The sequence below is a fragment of the Actinacidiphila guanduensis genome, from assembly GCF_900103985.1.
Classification (GTDB): Bacteria; Actinomycetota; Actinomycetes; order Streptomycetales; family Streptomycetaceae; genus Actinacidiphila; species Actinacidiphila guanduensis.
On sequence record NZ_FNIE01000005.1, the window covers coordinates 199,786 to 214,343 of the forward strand.

9 protein-coding genes are annotated in these 14,558 nt (G+C 68.3%); 4 read left to right on the forward strand and 5 right to left on the reverse strand.

Annotated elements, in window-relative coordinates; genetic code table 11:
• Positions 1-56 precede the first annotated feature (56 nt).
• Complete coding sequence (gene glnA / locus BLR33_RS12540) at positions 57-1,466, forward strand: type I glutamate--ammonia ligase (protein ID WP_093784470.1); 1,410 nt, start codon at positions 57-59, stop codon at positions 1,464-1,466.
• A gap of 94 nt (positions 1,467-1,560) precedes the next feature.
• Here glnA and BLR33_RS12545 read toward each other — a convergent pair whose 3' ends face one another.
• Complete coding sequence (locus tag BLR33_RS12545; RefSeq protein ID WP_093784471.1) at positions 1,561-2,523, reverse strand: hypothetical protein; 963 nt, start codon at positions 2,521-2,523, stop codon at positions 1,561-1,563.
• Positions 2,524-2,803: 280 nt separating this feature from the next.
• Between BLR33_RS12545 and BLR33_RS12550 the strand changes: the two genes are divergently transcribed.
• Together BLR33_RS12550 and BLR33_RS12555 are read left to right on the forward strand one after the other, a co-directional pair.
• The gene (locus BLR33_RS12550) at positions 2,804-4,153 is read left to right on the forward strand and encodes a hypothetical protein (RefSeq protein WP_245771364.1); all 1,350 of its coding nucleotides are present in this window, start codon (positions 2,804-2,806) and stop codon (positions 4,151-4,153) included.
• An 81-nt stretch (positions 4,154-4,234) separates the two neighbouring features.
• Complete coding sequence (locus tag BLR33_RS12555; RefSeq protein ID WP_093784472.1) at positions 4,235-4,513, forward strand: hypothetical protein; 279 nt, start codon at positions 4,235-4,237, stop codon at positions 4,511-4,513.
• Here BLR33_RS12555 and BLR33_RS12560 read toward each other — a convergent pair.
• Genes BLR33_RS12560 through BLR33_RS12575 form a run of 4 tightly spaced genes read right to left on the reverse strand, consistent with a single transcriptional unit; the run spans position 4,502 to position 13,476 of the window.
• Positions 4,502-7,216 carry a pPIWI_RE module domain-containing protein gene (locus tag BLR33_RS12560; RefSeq protein ID WP_093784473.1) on the reverse strand — a complete coding sequence of 905 codons (2,715 nt, stop codon included), beginning with the start codon at positions 7,214-7,216 and terminating at the stop codon, positions 4,502-4,504. The genes BLR33_RS12555 and BLR33_RS12560 overlap by 12 nt on opposite strands.
• Positions 7,217-7,254: 38 nt before the next feature.
• Positions 7,255-10,752: a pPIWI_RE_Z domain-containing protein gene (locus tag BLR33_RS12565; protein WP_093784474.1), complete on the reverse strand. Its 3,498-nt coding sequence runs from the start codon at positions 10,750-10,752 to the stop codon at positions 7,255-7,257.
• Positions 10,745-11,965, reverse strand: coding sequence for a pPIWI_RE_Y domain-containing protein (locus BLR33_RS12570; RefSeq protein ID WP_093784475.1), 1,221 nt, complete (start codon positions 11,963-11,965; stop codon positions 10,745-10,747). The genes BLR33_RS12565 and BLR33_RS12570 overlap by 8 nt, the downstream gene beginning before the upstream one ends.
• The gene (locus tag BLR33_RS12575) at positions 11,962-13,476 is read right to left on the reverse strand and encodes a PD-(D/E)XK nuclease family protein (RefSeq protein WP_245771365.1); all 1,515 of its coding nucleotides are present in this window, start codon (positions 13,474-13,476) and stop codon (positions 11,962-11,964) included. Before BLR33_RS12575 ends, BLR33_RS12570 begins: the two co-directional genes overlap by 4 nt.
• 162 nt (positions 13,477-13,638) lie before the next feature.
• Here BLR33_RS12575 and BLR33_RS12580 point away from each other — a divergent pair, with 162 nt between their 5' ends.
• Positions 13,639-14,544 (forward strand): serine/threonine-protein kinase, encoded by a 906-nt coding sequence (locus BLR33_RS12580; RefSeq protein ID WP_093784477.1) that lies wholly within the window; start codon positions 13,639-13,641, stop codon positions 14,542-14,544.
• Positions 14,545-14,558: the final 14 nt, after the last annotated feature.

The window sequence follows — 14,558 nt, forward strand, 5'->3', positions numbered from 1 at the left end:
CACCGGCCGCACCTCGATCGCCAACCCGGCCACCGGCCGGGCCTAGGAGGAGTTGGATGTTCCAGAACGCCGACGACGTCAACAAGTTCATCAAGGACGAGGGCGTCAAGTTCGTCGACGTCCGCTTCTGCGACCTGCCCGGCGTGATGCAGCACTTCACGGTGCCGGTCTCGACGTTCGACCCGACGGAGCAGCTGGCCTTCGACGGCTCCTCCATCCGCGGCTTCCAGGCCATCCACGAGTCGGACATGGCGCTGCGCGCGGACCTGGCGACCGCCCGCCTCGACCCGTTCCGCAAGGACAAGACGCTCAACATCAACTTCTTCATCCACGACCCGATCACCGGCGAGCAGTACAGCCGCGACCCGCGGAACGTGGCGAAGAAGGCCGAGGCGTACCTCGCGTCCACCGGCATCGCCGACACCGCGTACTTCGGCCCCGAGGCGGAGTTCTACGTCTTCGACAGCGTGCGCTTCGCCACCGCGTCGAACGAGTCCTTCTACCACATCGACTCCGAGGCCGGCGCCTGGAACACCGGCGCCCTGGAGGACAACCGCGGCTACAAGGTCCGCTACAAGGGCGGCTACTTCCCGACCCCGCCGGTGGACCACTTCGCCGACCTGCGCGCGGAGATCACCCTGGAGCTGGAGAGCTCCGGCCTGCAGGTCGAGCGCCAGCACCACGAGGTGGGCACCGCCGGCCAGGCCGAGATCAACTACAAGTTCAACACGCTGCTGCACGCCGCCGACGACCTGATGCTCTTCAAGTACATCGTGAAGAACGTCGCCTGGCGCAACGGCAAGACCGCCACCTTCATGCCCAAGCCGATCTTCGGCGACAACGGCTCCGGCATGCACGTCCACCAGTCGCTGTGGCTGGGCGGCTCCCCGCTGTTCTACGACGAGGCGGGCTACGCGGGCCTGTCCGACACCGCCCGCTACTACATCGGCGGCATCCTCAAGCACGCCCCCTCGCTGCTGGCCTTCACCAACCCGACGGTGAACTCCTACCACCGCCTGGTGCCCGGCTTCGAGGCCCCGGTGAACCTCGTGTACTCCCAGCGCAACCGCTCGGCGGCCATGCGCATCCCGATCACCGGCTCCAACCCGAAGGCCAAGCGGGTCGAGTTCCGCGCCCCCGACTCCTCCGGCAACCCCTACCTCGCCTTCTCCGCCCTGCTCCTCGCGGGCCTGGACGGCATCAAGAACAAGGTCGAGCCGCCGGAGCCGATCGACAAGGACCTCTACGAGCTGGCCCCCGAGGAGCACGCGGGCGTCCCGCAGGTCCCCACCTCCCTGCCCGCGGTCCTCGACTCGCTCGAGTCCGACCACGAGTTCCTCCTCCAGGGCGGCGTCTTCACCTCCGACCTGATCGAGACGTGGATCGACTTCAAGCGCACCAACGAGATCGCCCCCCTCCAGCTCCGCCCCCACCCCCACGAGTTCGAGCTCTACTTCGACGTGTGAGCCAGCCGCGTTCCCCGCGAGGGGCGGCGGATCGTAACGAGCGTCGGCTTTTCCCGCTGAGGGAGGAGCCGACGCTCGTTTTGGTGCCCTTGCGTCAGGTGGCCGGGGGCTCGGGAATGCGCCAGGTGATCTGGAACCGCTGCTCCGGTGGGAGGCCGACCCTGCCCGCCGGACTGATCGACTTGATGAGGTAACCGAAGATCTGGTGGTGAGCCTCCTCCGAGAGATCGTCCCAGGACTGCGGCGCTGCGATCATGATCTCCCGCATCAAGGACGGGTCGGATTCGGCCTGCAGCATGCTGATGCGGTCCTCGCGGTCCATGGTCTCGTCGGCGTGCATCGCGCTGATCGACCTCTGGAGGAGGTTCGGCTCGGTGGCGAGTCGCTGCAGAATGCGGTCACAGCCGTAGCGGAAGGCCATGTACGCGTCGACTACTTCCTGATCTGGATTCTGGTAGCCGAAGGGACTGCCCTCGACGGCGCCGACGTAGTCGCCTTTCAGCGTCCGCAGGAGTGCACGCAGGGCCAGTTCGGCGCCATGCTCCTTGATGAGTTGAACACCCAATTGCACCCACTCATCCTCCGAGACCAACGGCTCGTGGGGAACCGCGAGCGACGGATCGATCTCGATGGCGTTGAAGGGATTGATCATCATGCCGAGGAGAGCCTCGGGCGTCCAGTGCCCGTCGTCCGTACCCCACCCCACCGAGAGCGCCAGTTCCCGGGCCGACTTCATGCCCCCCGGCTCCCCCTCCCGTGCTGCGTGCCAGAGGGGAAGGAACCGCGCCACTTCGTCGGCAGGATTCCGTGGCGGGTTCACGCAGGCAGTAGCCAGCGCAGCCACGATCGATTGGACGGTCTCCCAGCGTGGCAGGGTCAGTCCCTTGATGGCACTACGGACTCCTTCATGGCTGACGACTGCGGGGTGGTCGCCTTGGGCGATCATCGTGCTCACTTTGCGCATGCCGGGGCTGCCCGCAGCACGGTGCAGTTCTTCGAAGGCACGCACCAGATCCTGACGTGCTTGATCCAGTGGTGACGTGGCGTCGGCAGCCATGTGTGCGGCGGTTCCCTTCACATCGAAAGGCGGCCTTGACGGCCGTCAGATATCGCCAAGAGTGTAGAAGCCGCAGGCAGGAAGGCTTGATGCCAGATTTCGCCAACTTGGGCCGCCCTCTTGCCAGACGGCGACAACCGGGTTTGAAGGGACCGCAACATGGAATCAGGGCCGCCTGAAATGTGTGTCGTCTCCCGAGGAGTCGTTCTCCGTGCACATACCTGCATACGCTTACGCAACGATCCGCTCGGCGCTGCCGCAGTTGCCTACGTCGCGGCAGGTGGCGGCGCTGGACTGCTGCATCTGCGACAGCCCCTTTGACGATCGGTTGCCTGTGCCGCTCGGTCCAACGCCTGAGTCAGGACTGTTCGGCTGCCATCCGTGCCTGGGACGATTGGTTGCTCGAGCACGGCGGAATCGTTATGCCGCACGCACCCAGGACGCAGAGAAGGCTCGAGACGAAGCCGCGGCCTGGTTGCCGGTGCGTGAGCGGCACCTTGCCCGGCTCGGGCGGGTGACGGAGGCCGCGGAGGCCGTCACCACGCTTGTCCGGGAAGAGTCGGTCGAGCCGCTGCGCATGGCGTGGTTGCTGGTTTCCCTAGAGTCGGCGAATAGTTGGATTCCTGACGCACCGGAGCCGCCGTCGTCTGTGGAGAGCGAGGACCGCGACCTCAAGGACGCGGCGTTCCGGCTCCAGTTGGCCATGATCGGCGCTCGGGAGGTGGTTGCGGAGCGGCTGGCCTACCACGTGATCAACCAAGCGCAGCCCCCCGAGATGTGCGAGGAATTCGAGTGCCCGGATGGCTGTACGGGCAGGCACGACGTGACGGACATCGACTGCGGCCCCGACTGCATCTTCGACGACTTGGCCGAGCACGGGGTCATGGTGGAGCCGCCGGAACCGGAGACCCCGTTCTTCGTGGAGGCCGGGGCGCGACGACCCTCCGGGACCGCGGACGTGAGGGAGGGCGATTCGATCCCGGACATGGAGGCTACCGCCCCGCAGGTTCTGACACGTCTCGGGGTCGATCCGGACGATTTGGACGTCCTGCTGAATGCGGCAGCTGTCGGTCTGGTCGTTGATGCCTGGCGGGAGGGACCGCTGGAAGCAATCCACGGAACAGTGGACGGGCCGAGCGACGCGGAGGTGTTTGCTCAAGGCGTCGATCTGTACCGCAGGGCGAGGGCGGCTTTGGTGGCAGCACGGGACGATGGCCCCGAGGGACTGCTCGGGTTCGTAGCCGTCGCGTCCGATGTGGAGCTGCGGTGGGCCGGCGGCTCGCGCTTCGCGCTGCGCACCGTGCCGGAGGCCGGACCGGTGGCCGAGTTCGTTCGCCACGTCGACGACCGGGTGTGGTTCACCCGTGAAGTGATGCGTGAGCAGGGTTGGCGCGCCGCGCTCCTCCATCGCGCAGTTTCCGCCGCCACCAAAGCTCGCGGTCACTTCGGCATGCCGGGTTGGCCCGGTGCGGTGGTTTCGGCGATGGACCGACTGACAGCGCTGGACAGGTCGGGTGCCCCGGACGTGCTCACCGATCTTGAGGCGGTGAGGGCCACTTTGCTCGAAGCGCCGGACCGGCTCGGGGTCGGTGCCCTGGACTGGATGCTCAATCAACGTGTATTCGGCTAGCGCGCTGTCCGGGGCTGTGAGCCGTCCGCAATCTGCGTTCGCACATCAGGAGATCAGAGGGAGAAGGTTCGGGGGCGGGAAATGAAGTGGGACGAAGTGACGCTCGTCATCCTCGCTGTGTTCGGCTGCTTCACGTTGTTGTTGACACAGGTCAGCGAGGTGCTGTCCAAATTGCCGGAGGTCATCCGGGCATGGCGGCGGGTACGGCGCGAGCTGAGTGGGGGGATGGACGGTCCTGTCGGTCCGGAGCGTTCGACGGACATGGGCGCTCCAGGCACCCCTGCCGTCGGCCCCGTCGCCGGGTTCCGAGAAGTCGACGGGGCCGATGCCGAGGACGGACGGAGCGCGTCAGGAGTCTGACGCAGTGGCCGGAGCGTTCGGGGCCTCGGCCAACGGCAGGACGTATTCGGCGGCCAGACGTGCCAGATGCAGTGGGAGGGGACGGGCCAGCGGTGGATAGTCGTTGTGGTAGCGGAGTTGGTGGGTGAGGGTGGCCCACTCCACGGGGCGGTCAGGTGTCACACCGGCGCGATCGGACTGGGCCAGGACCTCCTCGGTGAGGCAGCCGAGGACGGTCACCTCCAGCTGCGCGGGATTCCACGCGGTTTTGCCCGGAGCGGTACGGGATTCGGCCGTCGGAACCAGCTTCCGCAAACCCTTCGGGAGCGTCGCCGTGTGGGGTGTACGGGCAGTGCTGGCGAAGACCCGGTTCGCCGGCTCTGCCGGACCCCAGACTCCCTCGGCGAAACCGATCCGGCCGTTGTCGTCATGCGCGTACCACTCGGGGACCTCTTCACGGCTGTTCGCATCGCGTACCAGGACGACGCGGAGGTCGTTTCCGTAGACAGTGAGGCGCTGGGCCGGTTCGGTCCCGAAGCCAAGCATGTCCCGCACCAAGGAGCCGTTGCTCAGCCGCGGCCAGCACTGGCGCAGGTTCGCCGAGTTCGCCAGCAACAACGTCGGCCGCTCCCTCAGCTGGAACAGCAGGGCCCTGATCTGCCGCTGTGCTTCCCTTTGCCACTGCTCTTCGACGCCCTCCCCGCCGGAGCCGTGTCGCCGCCACTGATCGCGGACGTTTCCGTCGGCCAGCGAGAGGAGAAGTTCGCGATACGGCACCCAGGCGGACCGCTCGGCGTCCCAGCCCTCGATGGCTCCCAGCTCCTCGTCGGGACGTACTCGTACTGCAACGAGTCGGCGGATGGGGCAGCGGGTCGGCCCCTGAGCGGTGTACCGCACCAGCCACAGCGCCGCGTACTGCAGGTTGGCCGGGATGCCGGTGCCGACGCGGTGGGCCGGCGGGCTGATCGCGCCGAGCTGCCGGAAGGCGTCGAGCCAGGTCCAGCGGGCGCGGTGCTCCAGGGAAGTTGTTGCAGTGGGCAGGTTCACGAACTGGCTGATCCGTCCCTGCCTCGCCCATGCCAGACGCAGCGCGTGCTTGGGGTCGGAATCGGGGTGCGCGGCGAACTGGTCCTTGTCTGCGATCTCGGCCACCACGAGGGCGGCGCTGCTTCGCGGCGGCTCGGTGTTCCGGGCCACCAGGGCGCAGCGGTCGTTGATCGCGTCGGCAAGGCGGACGGCACGTCGGCGGGCACGGTTACCGGACACCTGCAGTGGACTGAGAAGCGCTCCCGCAGGGCGCGCCCTGACGTTGATCTCGATATCGTTCACCCGCCATTGCCAGGTGTCGTCGGCGATCTCCTGCCCGCTGCCCGGGGGCAGTCCGATGAGTTTCGGAAGTTCCGCGAGCAGCGCCGTGCGGGTCTCCGCGGACTGCCAGAGAACCTCCACTTCCAGGGGGCGGCCGCTCAGTACGCGGCCCAGTGCGGCCTGGCGTCGCAGGGCCAACTGAGCTTCGCGGGCCAGGGGCTCGTCCCTCTTGACGGTGCGAGGCAACAGCGAAGGGGTGTTACTGCGGGTGACGCGGCCCAGGTCGGGGACGCGGCGCAGGACGGGCCGAAGCCCCTCCTCGATCCAGGCGTCGATCTCGGCCCGCTCGCGCGGCATCAGGCCCGGTCCGACCTCGTGGGGGCCGAGCCTCGGGTGATAGACAATGCCGGCGGCGACCTCTCCACGCCCGGTGATCCACTTGTCCGGGGAAGCGAACAACTCCGCGGGGTCCGGGTAGCGGCGCACGATGTCCAACTCCGGGACCAGCGGGGCGGGGCTGTGGCGGCGCCAGGCGACCTCCTTGCGCCGGCGATCGTAGCCGAGGGTGTTCACCACGAGCCGGGGGTGGCGCTCGGGGCCTGCGGGCCAGGGCAGCGGGGCGTCCAACAGAACGGTCGCACCGCTCATCTGGTGCGGACGCAGCGCCAGGCGGGTGGCCCAGCGGCGCACTCCGGTCGAGACGTGCAGACGGATGCGGGGGGCGAAGGGCACCGTGTGGAGGGCGATCTTCACCTGCGCCGAGTAGTACCAGGTCTCCTTGCGCCGTTCGTACCGCTGCGGTGGCCAGGAGACCAGCTCCGCTCCGCTGTCCGTGCTCACTACCCGGAAGTGCAAAGTGGTGCCGCCGGTCCGGAAGGGCCGGGCCGCCAGACGCAGCGCGACCTGCTCGGGCAGTAGTCCGTAGAGACGGCGCAGGGGTTCCGCGGTGCCGCCGGCGGACATGGCGGTCTCCGTGAGGTCGACGGGCTCCGTTTCCCACGCCGGCAGACCGAGCGAGGTGTCCGGCCCCGGAGCGAGCAGCTCGTCCTCCAGCTCCCAGTCCGCCTCGGTGTCCTCTTCGTCGTTTCGTCGGAAGACTCCTGCCGCCCAGGTGGCCACCACCGGCGCCAGCACCTCGTGCGGCACGGGCTCGTGCGCGTACAACCAGGGAAGCAGCCCATCGGTGCCGGCGTTGCGGCCGGTGGCGAGAACGCCGGGCGCCATGCCGAGCAGCAGGGAGTTGAGACGCTTCACCGGCAGCCTGAGCGGGTGGTCGGCCCCGGAGTGGGTCTGCTCCCAACGACGGGTGAGTTCGGCGTGCAACTGCTCACCGAGCCGCATCACCTGGAGCTCCTCCTGCCAGGGACCGTGCGCCGGATCTGGCTCGTAGGCCGTGACACGGATGGTCTGGTACATGCGATACCTCCATGAACGATGTGGACGTCGGCGACGGGCTACGGCTGGCGGCCGGAAGCGGGCTCGGCGAGGCAGCGGCTGAGCATGCGCCACAAGGGCTCGTAGAGAGCCCGAACGATGAACCGCTCGTCGGCGGGCATGCCGTCGTCGGAGAAGAACGGGTCGAGCACAGCGAGGACGCTGTGCAGCAGGCTCGACCTCTCGGTGTCGGGTCGCGGCGGGCTCGCGGCCCGGTTGGGGGCGAAGGCGGCGTCCACGAAGACCACCCTGGCGGGCACTCCGCCGCGTACCAGGCGGCCGATCACCTGCCACATCAGGACGAGCATGTCCCAGGTGACCTGCTCCCGGTCATCGCCCAGACTGCTCCAGGCCAGGGGGCGTCGCAGCAGTTGGTACCACCGTGAGCGGGCTTGACGGCGGAATTCCTCCGCGCCCGCCTCGATGGTGCTTCCGCTGCGGACCCAGGCGGAGAAACCGCCATCGTCGGTCTGCATGCGGACGACCCACTCGTTGATGGCATTGACTGCCAGAGAAAGGTCGTCCGGGTGCGGATTCGGGCGGGCGAGGAAGTAGACGGTCCCGATGGCCGCTTCCGCGTCGTCGTTGAGGATGTTGTGGCCGCGCTCGACGGCGAGCAGGGGCGCCACGAGGATGTCCGCTTCGAGTTCCTTCAGGTGCTCGACGTCTCCGCGCCGCAAGGTTCGTGCTCGGCCGGCCGACGGCGCATGGTCCTCCTCGTCGATCTCCTCGTCGTCCGAGACCAGGCACAGCACTTTGTCCCGCCACCGGTCGTTGAGGCCGTGCAAGGTGTCGGCCACCAGCCGGGCCTCCTGGTAACTGCCGACCAGCAGGAGGATCTGGTCGCGGCCTGCGGGCAGCGACAGCAGTTCCCGTTCCAGGGGCCCGCCGTTTTCGGCCTCGTCCACGCCGGCGCCGAGCCAGGTCGCGATTCGGCGCAGTTTCTCCGGCCGCTCGTCGATGGCGGACCCGGAGATCCGCATCATCTCGTCCCCGTCCTCGAGGAAATCGAAGCGCATACTGCTCCCGCCCGCGATGTGCTCGGTCACCTCGCGAGGCGGTTCGATGATCACGCCGACCGGTACGGCGACGTGGTAGCGGCTTGACCTGGCCGCCCAACTGCTGCCGGACATCAGCAGGACGTGGGCACCTGGCCGACCGTCGACCGATGCCAGAAGCGGTGCCTGCCTGAGCAGTTCGCGGCCGACGCCGCTGCAGCGGAAGAAGGTGAGTTCGCCGCTGCGGACGCCGCCCTGGTCCTCGCCATCCACCCGGAACTGGAAGCCGATCACATTGCCCATGGGGGCTTCGGGCACCATCGGACCGTAGTCGCGTGGCCTGCGGTACATCTCGTTGAAGCGGAGGCTGAGCGATGCCTCGACCCTTGACCACATGGCGTTGATCATCGCCAGCCGTGGCTCCAGCGCGCTGAGCAGGAGAGTGAACTCGAAACGCCTGGCGAGTTCGTCGCGCCACTCCTTCGGCGTCTGCGGTGGCCGAGGCGCCTTGCCTGTCCGGCCGCCCCTCGTCCCCTTGCGGTGGAGTTCCTCCTGTTTCTTCTCCCACGCGGCCAGTTCGTCGTCGTACTCCTTCTGCCGTCCGACCATGTACGTCTCGTCGAGATGGAAGACCTCATCCATCACGGTCATCAGGCTGCGCCGGGTGCTCTCCGGATTTCCTGTGTGCAGGAGTTCGTTGAGCAGGGCGGTGAGTTGGGTGAAATCCCTCTCCGGTCGGCGTGGGCGGTCACCGAAGGGGTTGTCGCGGAAGGCGTCGAAGAGTTTCCCCAGCGCGTCTCGGGGGATCCGGTTCGGATGCTCGGCGTCGCCGTCGTCCGGGAGCGGGTAGCGCTCGTCGAGCAGCCCGAGCTGCAGAGTCCAGGCGCTGAAATAGCCGACGCGGACCCAAGTGCGCAGCGACGGCTGCGACACGAGCATCGCGTACAGTCGGTCCGTGGCCGTGCCTGCTGTGTTGAGGGCGGCCGAGAAGTTCTCCACGTCGCGATCCGAGAGTTGTGTCCGTCCGCTGGCGGCCAGCTCCCGGATCTTGTGCCGGGTGAGTACGTCGATGAAACCTCTTTCCTCGTCACAGGCGAGCAGGACCGCGGGTGCGAAGGCCCGGTCGAGATTCATTTGCACCCGGTCCGCCTCGTCAACGATCACCAGGTCACTACGACGGCAGGCGAGTTCGAAGTAGCGCACACGCTCACCGTTCTGCGGGCGCGGCGGCGCGGAGTCGATGAGACCGGGCGCCGTGGCGACCCAGATGGACGCACCCACCAGTTCTCGCGAGCCCTGATGCCGGGGGCAGACGGTCCACAGTGGGCAGCTGACGAGCTGCTTCTGCCACTCCGGCGTATGACCTCCGCCCGTACGCCGGGTGGTCACGGACGGCGGTCGCAGACGGGTGCAGGGCGCTTCGCCGAACGTGAGCGGGCCGGAGACCGGGGCATGCAACGTTGCGTTGAGCACGCACGACGTTCCGAGATACGTGAACGCCGGGTCGTTGTGCGCGAGCAGGCGGTGCTCTCCTCGGCCCGCGAGGCGCCGGTGCAGTCGCTGCGCGTGCCGCTCCCGGCCATGCAGTCCGAGCACGGGGGCCGCGGCGCCGCCGGTGTAGAGGTTGTACTGCTCGACGAGCTTCAGCACCTCGGCCACGTCGGAGACGACGACGGTGGTCCGTTTCCCCAGGCTCGCGAGGTGGACGGCGATGATGTCGCGCAGTGTGCTCTTGCCCGCACCTACGATGCCCAGCAGGTGCTGGATGCCGTCCACGGAGAATTCGTCCGTCTCCTGGAAGGTTCCGTCCTTCCTGCCGGTCATGCGGAATGCCCGGAGCCGCTCCAGCCAGCGTGGCGGGTGGCCTGTACCCAGGCGTTCGTGGATGGCGTCCATCTCCGCGGCCGTGCGTTCCAGGTCCGCCATTCGAAACGTCAGCGGCGCACCGCCGCCGGCCGGTCCGAGATCCATGTCATGGGCCACCAGGGGCTCCAGGGGCAATGGCGGGATATCGGCCACCGCGGTGGAGCGACTGAGGGAGAAGGCGTGCGGGCCTTGTCCGGCCACTGGCAGCCGCTGTCCGGCGATCGGAGGCGCGGCGCGCAGCAGCCGGTCGTAGATCTGCCAGCGGTCGCACCCGAGGGAGACCTCCCGCCGACTGGCAGGCCTTTCCACATCCGGGACATCGAAGCCGCGCGCTCGTGTCACATAGCGTTGGTAGTTCTCAAGTGCCTCCCGCCACGCGCGGGGCCGGCCCAGCGTCCAAAGGGAGTGCCGGGCCACACGCAGGGTGCGGTCGGCGTCGGGGGGCAGCGGGACACCATATGCCTGGGCGAATCCGTAGCCGCTGAAGAGCACCCAGGCGTGTCCGGCGGGACTGCTCGGCATGAGCCTTTGCTGAAGGTGGAGCCCCAGCTCGATCTGGCAGAAGAGTTCCAGCGCCGATGAGCGCACGTCCGGCCCCAGAGCCGGCCTCAGTTCGGTGAACACCGGGGCCAGGGGCGGCAGCAGACTACGCATCGGGTTCTCCGTTCGTCTCGTGGATGGCCGGAGTGTCTTTCCGGCCGGATATGCCGGTGGTTGCTGCGGCCCGGCGCGGCGCGGCAGCGAGGTCCCGCACGAGTTCCTCCGGCGTGGTCAGCAGCACGTACGGTCTCAGGGCCTCGGGCAGGGCCGCGGTGAACGCGGCCCGGTATCCGGCGCGATCGGCGAGCCGGCGCGGTACGACGACTGCCATCCCATCGGCGAGCTCAGCCGCGCGGGTGGCGAGCCGTGCTGCCAACAGGACGGGCTGCACGCGGTCGTAGGCATGCAGGTTCCGCGCCCGCCATCCGGCGCCGGACAGGTGGTAGGCGTTGAGTTCGCCAGGCAGGGCCTGGTATCCGACGCCGACGCGGTCGAGTTCGTCCAGCGCGGCTTCCTCGACGCGAAGCGGCAGCGCGACGAATGCTCGTAGCGGCCTGCACAACATGCGGACCCGGTCCGGATCGCGGATCAGCTCCAGGCGTACGCCGTGTGTACAGTCCTCCGCCTCGCACCAGGTGTCCGTGCCGGAGACGAGAGCACCGTGCGCGGGCACCTTGCTGCCGCGGAGACGGCCGGGCAGGCGGCATTCGGCGCAGCGCAGAAGTGTGTCCTTGGCCAGCAGGGCTTCGGGCACAGGGTGGTAGAAATCGCGTACCTTGCTCCAGACCGCGTTGTTCCAGCCGCGTTTGAAGCGGTCGTCCTGGTGAACCATGACGTTGTGCGCGAGGAACTGGCGGCAACGGCGGTACCGTTCAGTCGAGCCGCACCGGGATTCCAGTTCTGTGAGGAGTTGCAGGGCCGTGGCCTCGGCTCCGCCTCCAGGGCCGTCCGAATCCAGCTCCAGGCAGGTCCGGGTGGGTGCCAGGCCGACCGGATGAACAAGCGTGGCGTCGGGACTCACCAAGGCCGGGGAAACCGAGAAGGGCCGGTCGGCAGCGGATCGCTCCCGACACCATTCGAGCAGTTCGGGCAGGCTCATCGGCGGCACCTCTCCGGTCCGCAGGCAGTGGAGCACGACCCTTTCGAGCACGGTTTGCGCCGCCGGCGGATACGGGAGGGTGAACGATCGCAGGCCGCCCAGGTCCGCCAGGGCCACGACGATGCGGGAAAGCTCGCGATAGAGCCGGGTACCGACCTCGTCCTGCTCCGCCGTTCCGCGGCTCGTGGTCTCGGCCGGACCGGTCCGGGGTCCTGTGGCCGCCGTCATCGTTCCGCCTCCCCCGCCGGAAGAGCAGAGGAGCACCAGCGGGCCACTTCGCACCGGGCGCAGGCCGCGCCGGGGGTCGCCACGAAATGGTCGTCGCGGTGCCAGTCGCCGACGAGGCCGCGCAGTATCTCCTCCGCGGCCGTGCGTGCCGCGGGTGCGAACGGATCGATGATCTCCAGGTCGGCGCCGCCGGGACGGAGTACCTCCAGTTCCACGCGGCTGCGGCCGGGCTTCCCGCCCAGGTCCCCGCGTGCGAGAAGCATTACCCCCAGGGCCAGTTGCGGATACCGTTCGAGAAGCGATCCGCTCCCGGAGCGGGCGCCCGCCGATGTCTTCGTCTCCCGCCAGACCCACGAGTCCGCGTCCCGGTAGAGCATGTCCGGGGCCGCGATCACGATGATGTCGGCTGCCGTGTCATGCCGTACGACCCGCGGCTCGTTGCGTACGTCCGTACCGTCGTGGACGCAGCGCAGCGGGCACACGGCGGCATGCCTGCGCAACAGTCGTGCGCCGAGGGCCCGTTCTCCGGAATCCAGGTCGAAGCCGTCGGGAACCCACTCGTCGGGCACGTCCGCTGTACAGGGCCGCAGCACACTGCTGCCGTGGCGTGCTGCGAGGTAGGCGTGGACGGCGCGGCCGCGCTCGGCGGACGGGGCGCGCTCGATGGTGTCCGCGGTGGGAAGGTGCAGCCGCCGAAGGTGGTCCCGTGCGGGGCAGATCCGGTAATTCCGGCCGTTGGTGACGGACCAGGTCCGCCGCGGCCGCCCCTGAGCCTCGAAGCCGAGCAGGCCAGGTGCCCGACGCAGGGCAGGGCAGACCGCTGTGTAGGGGCATTCCGCGCAGGTGGAACCCGGCCGGAACTCCTGGCTGTCCAGCAGAGCGTGCAACGCCGCGGGGCCGTGTGCACGGTAGCGGCTCACCGCCTCGGCCCGGGTGCCGTCGAAGAGCGTACGCACCTTGCCGTCGAGCAGAGCCACCTCAACGATCCGCACGTGTTCGGGCGGCGGACCCGGGACTCCTTCGGAGAGGACGAGGGCGGCCGCGGCGACAAAGCCCTCGGGCGGGGGGTCGCGGTGCAACCGGTTGACCGGCAGTCGGAGTTCACGCACCGTCCCGTCCGCCGACCGCAGGCACCGTCCCCATACGGTGAACCGGTACTCGCGGGCTCCTCGCGTATCGGTGTCGGCGAGGCGGTGCCGGTAGGTCCAGGGCTCGGGGACCTCCGTCAAAGGGTTGTCCGGGTCGGTCGGGAACGCGCGCTCGTAAGTCGTCGACGCGTGCTCCGTCCATCGCCGGAGCCCGTCGTGTACTTCCTTCCGGGGTCGTACCCAGCCGTCGCCCGGCTCCGCGGCCGGCGGCCGCGGTGCCCGCGCATCCAGGGCGGCCATGAAGGGCCCGAAGGTGAAGTGCTCCAGCGCTTCGTCGTGGCGCACGGGCCGCCGGTCCGGGCGGTAGCCACGTGCCTTGAGCGCGTCCGCGGCAGGGCAGCGGAATTCGATTCCCTTGAACATCCCAACGGACACCTTGATGACGTCGGACGTTCGCCAGACCCCGTCCGGGGGCAACCACGAATCGGTCATCCTCACTCCTTTTCCGGTGGCGGGAAGTAATTTCTGACAGGCTGAGACCGATGGCCGAACGAGAGTCGGCCACAGCGGAACGGAGAAGTGTGCATGGGTCAGGTATTGGACCTCCCCGACATCGAAGAGGTCTACGAGGTCATGGAGCAGGTGGGTGATGGCGGACAGGCAGACCTCTATGCCGGATGCGAACGGAGCAGCGGACGCAAGGTGGCCCTCAAGATCCAGAAAGAGCGAGGATTCGAACCGAGTCAGTATTTCAAGGAGGTGGCTAAAGGGTTTGAAAAGGAGGGCGGTCGCACTCAGACCCTTGCCGGGGTTCGCGGCATCCCGGAGGTCTTCGCAATCGGGTACTACCGCGAGCGGCGTTGCATCGCCCTTGAATTCATCGAAGGGAAGCTTCTCTTCGACTCCACCGCGTCAGCCAGGCCCGTGAAAGATCTGGGCACCATCGCGTCCGTGGCCGGGCAACTCTGTGAGATCCTCGACGGCGTCCATCGCCTCAACATCGTTCACCGCGACCTGAAGCCGGAGAACGTCATGGTGGAGCCGGACGGACGTATCCGGCTGCTCGACCTCGGCATGGCCATCTCGGCGAACGAAGACACCGAGGAAGGCTGCGGCACCATCGGCTACGTGCCGCCCGAGCAACTCGACAGGAACACTGCCGGAGTCACCGGAAGAGCGGACATTTTTGCCCTCGGCTGCATCCTCCTGGAAATGACCGCCATGCAACAGCCCTACGGCGGGACGAGGACGGGTCTCCTTCAAGAGGGTTTCCCGGTGCTGCCTCCGGACCGACTCGCAGATCTGCCCCCTGCGCTCGGCCCGCTCATGCTCCGCATGGTGGAGCGCTTGCCGGAGCGCCGTCCGGCCGACGTGCGAGAAGTGTTCGCCGCGCTGCGGCCGCACTTGCCGGTTCCCGGCTCCGCGCGACCGCGCAAACCGCTGCGACCCGACCCGACCGAGTACTACCGCACGAACCCGCCGCGGCTGTGACGCGGTGCGGACCG

Coding starts and splice junctions, on each gene's coding strand:
- glnA (WP_093784470.1), top strand. CDS start 57: ATGTTCCAGAACGCCGACGACGTCAACAAGTTCATCAAGGACGAGGGC.
- BLR33_RS12545 (WP_093784471.1), bottom strand. CDS start 2,523: ATGGCTGCCGACGCCACGTCACCACTGGATCAAGCACGTCAGGATCTG.
- BLR33_RS12555 (WP_093784472.1), top strand. CDS start 4,235: ATGAAGTGGGACGAAGTGACGCTCGTCATCCTCGCTGTGTTCGGCTGC.
- BLR33_RS12560 (WP_093784473.1), bottom strand. CDS start 7,216: ATGTACCAGACCATCCGTGTCACGGCCTACGAGCCAGATCCGGCGCAC.
- BLR33_RS12565 (WP_093784474.1), bottom strand. CDS start 10,752: ATGCGTAGTCTGCTGCCGCCCCTGGCCCCGGTGTTCACCGAACTGAGG.
- BLR33_RS12570 (WP_093784475.1), bottom strand. CDS start 11,965: ATGACGGCGGCCACAGGACCCCGGACCGGTCCGGCCGAGACCACGAGC.
- BLR33_RS12575 (WP_245771365.1), bottom strand. CDS start 13,476: ATGTTCAAGGGAATCGAATTCCGCTGCCCTGCCGCGGACGCGCTCAAG.
- BLR33_RS12580 (WP_093784477.1), top strand. CDS start 13,639: ATGGGTCAGGTATTGGACCTCCCCGACATCGAAGAGGTCTACGAGGTC.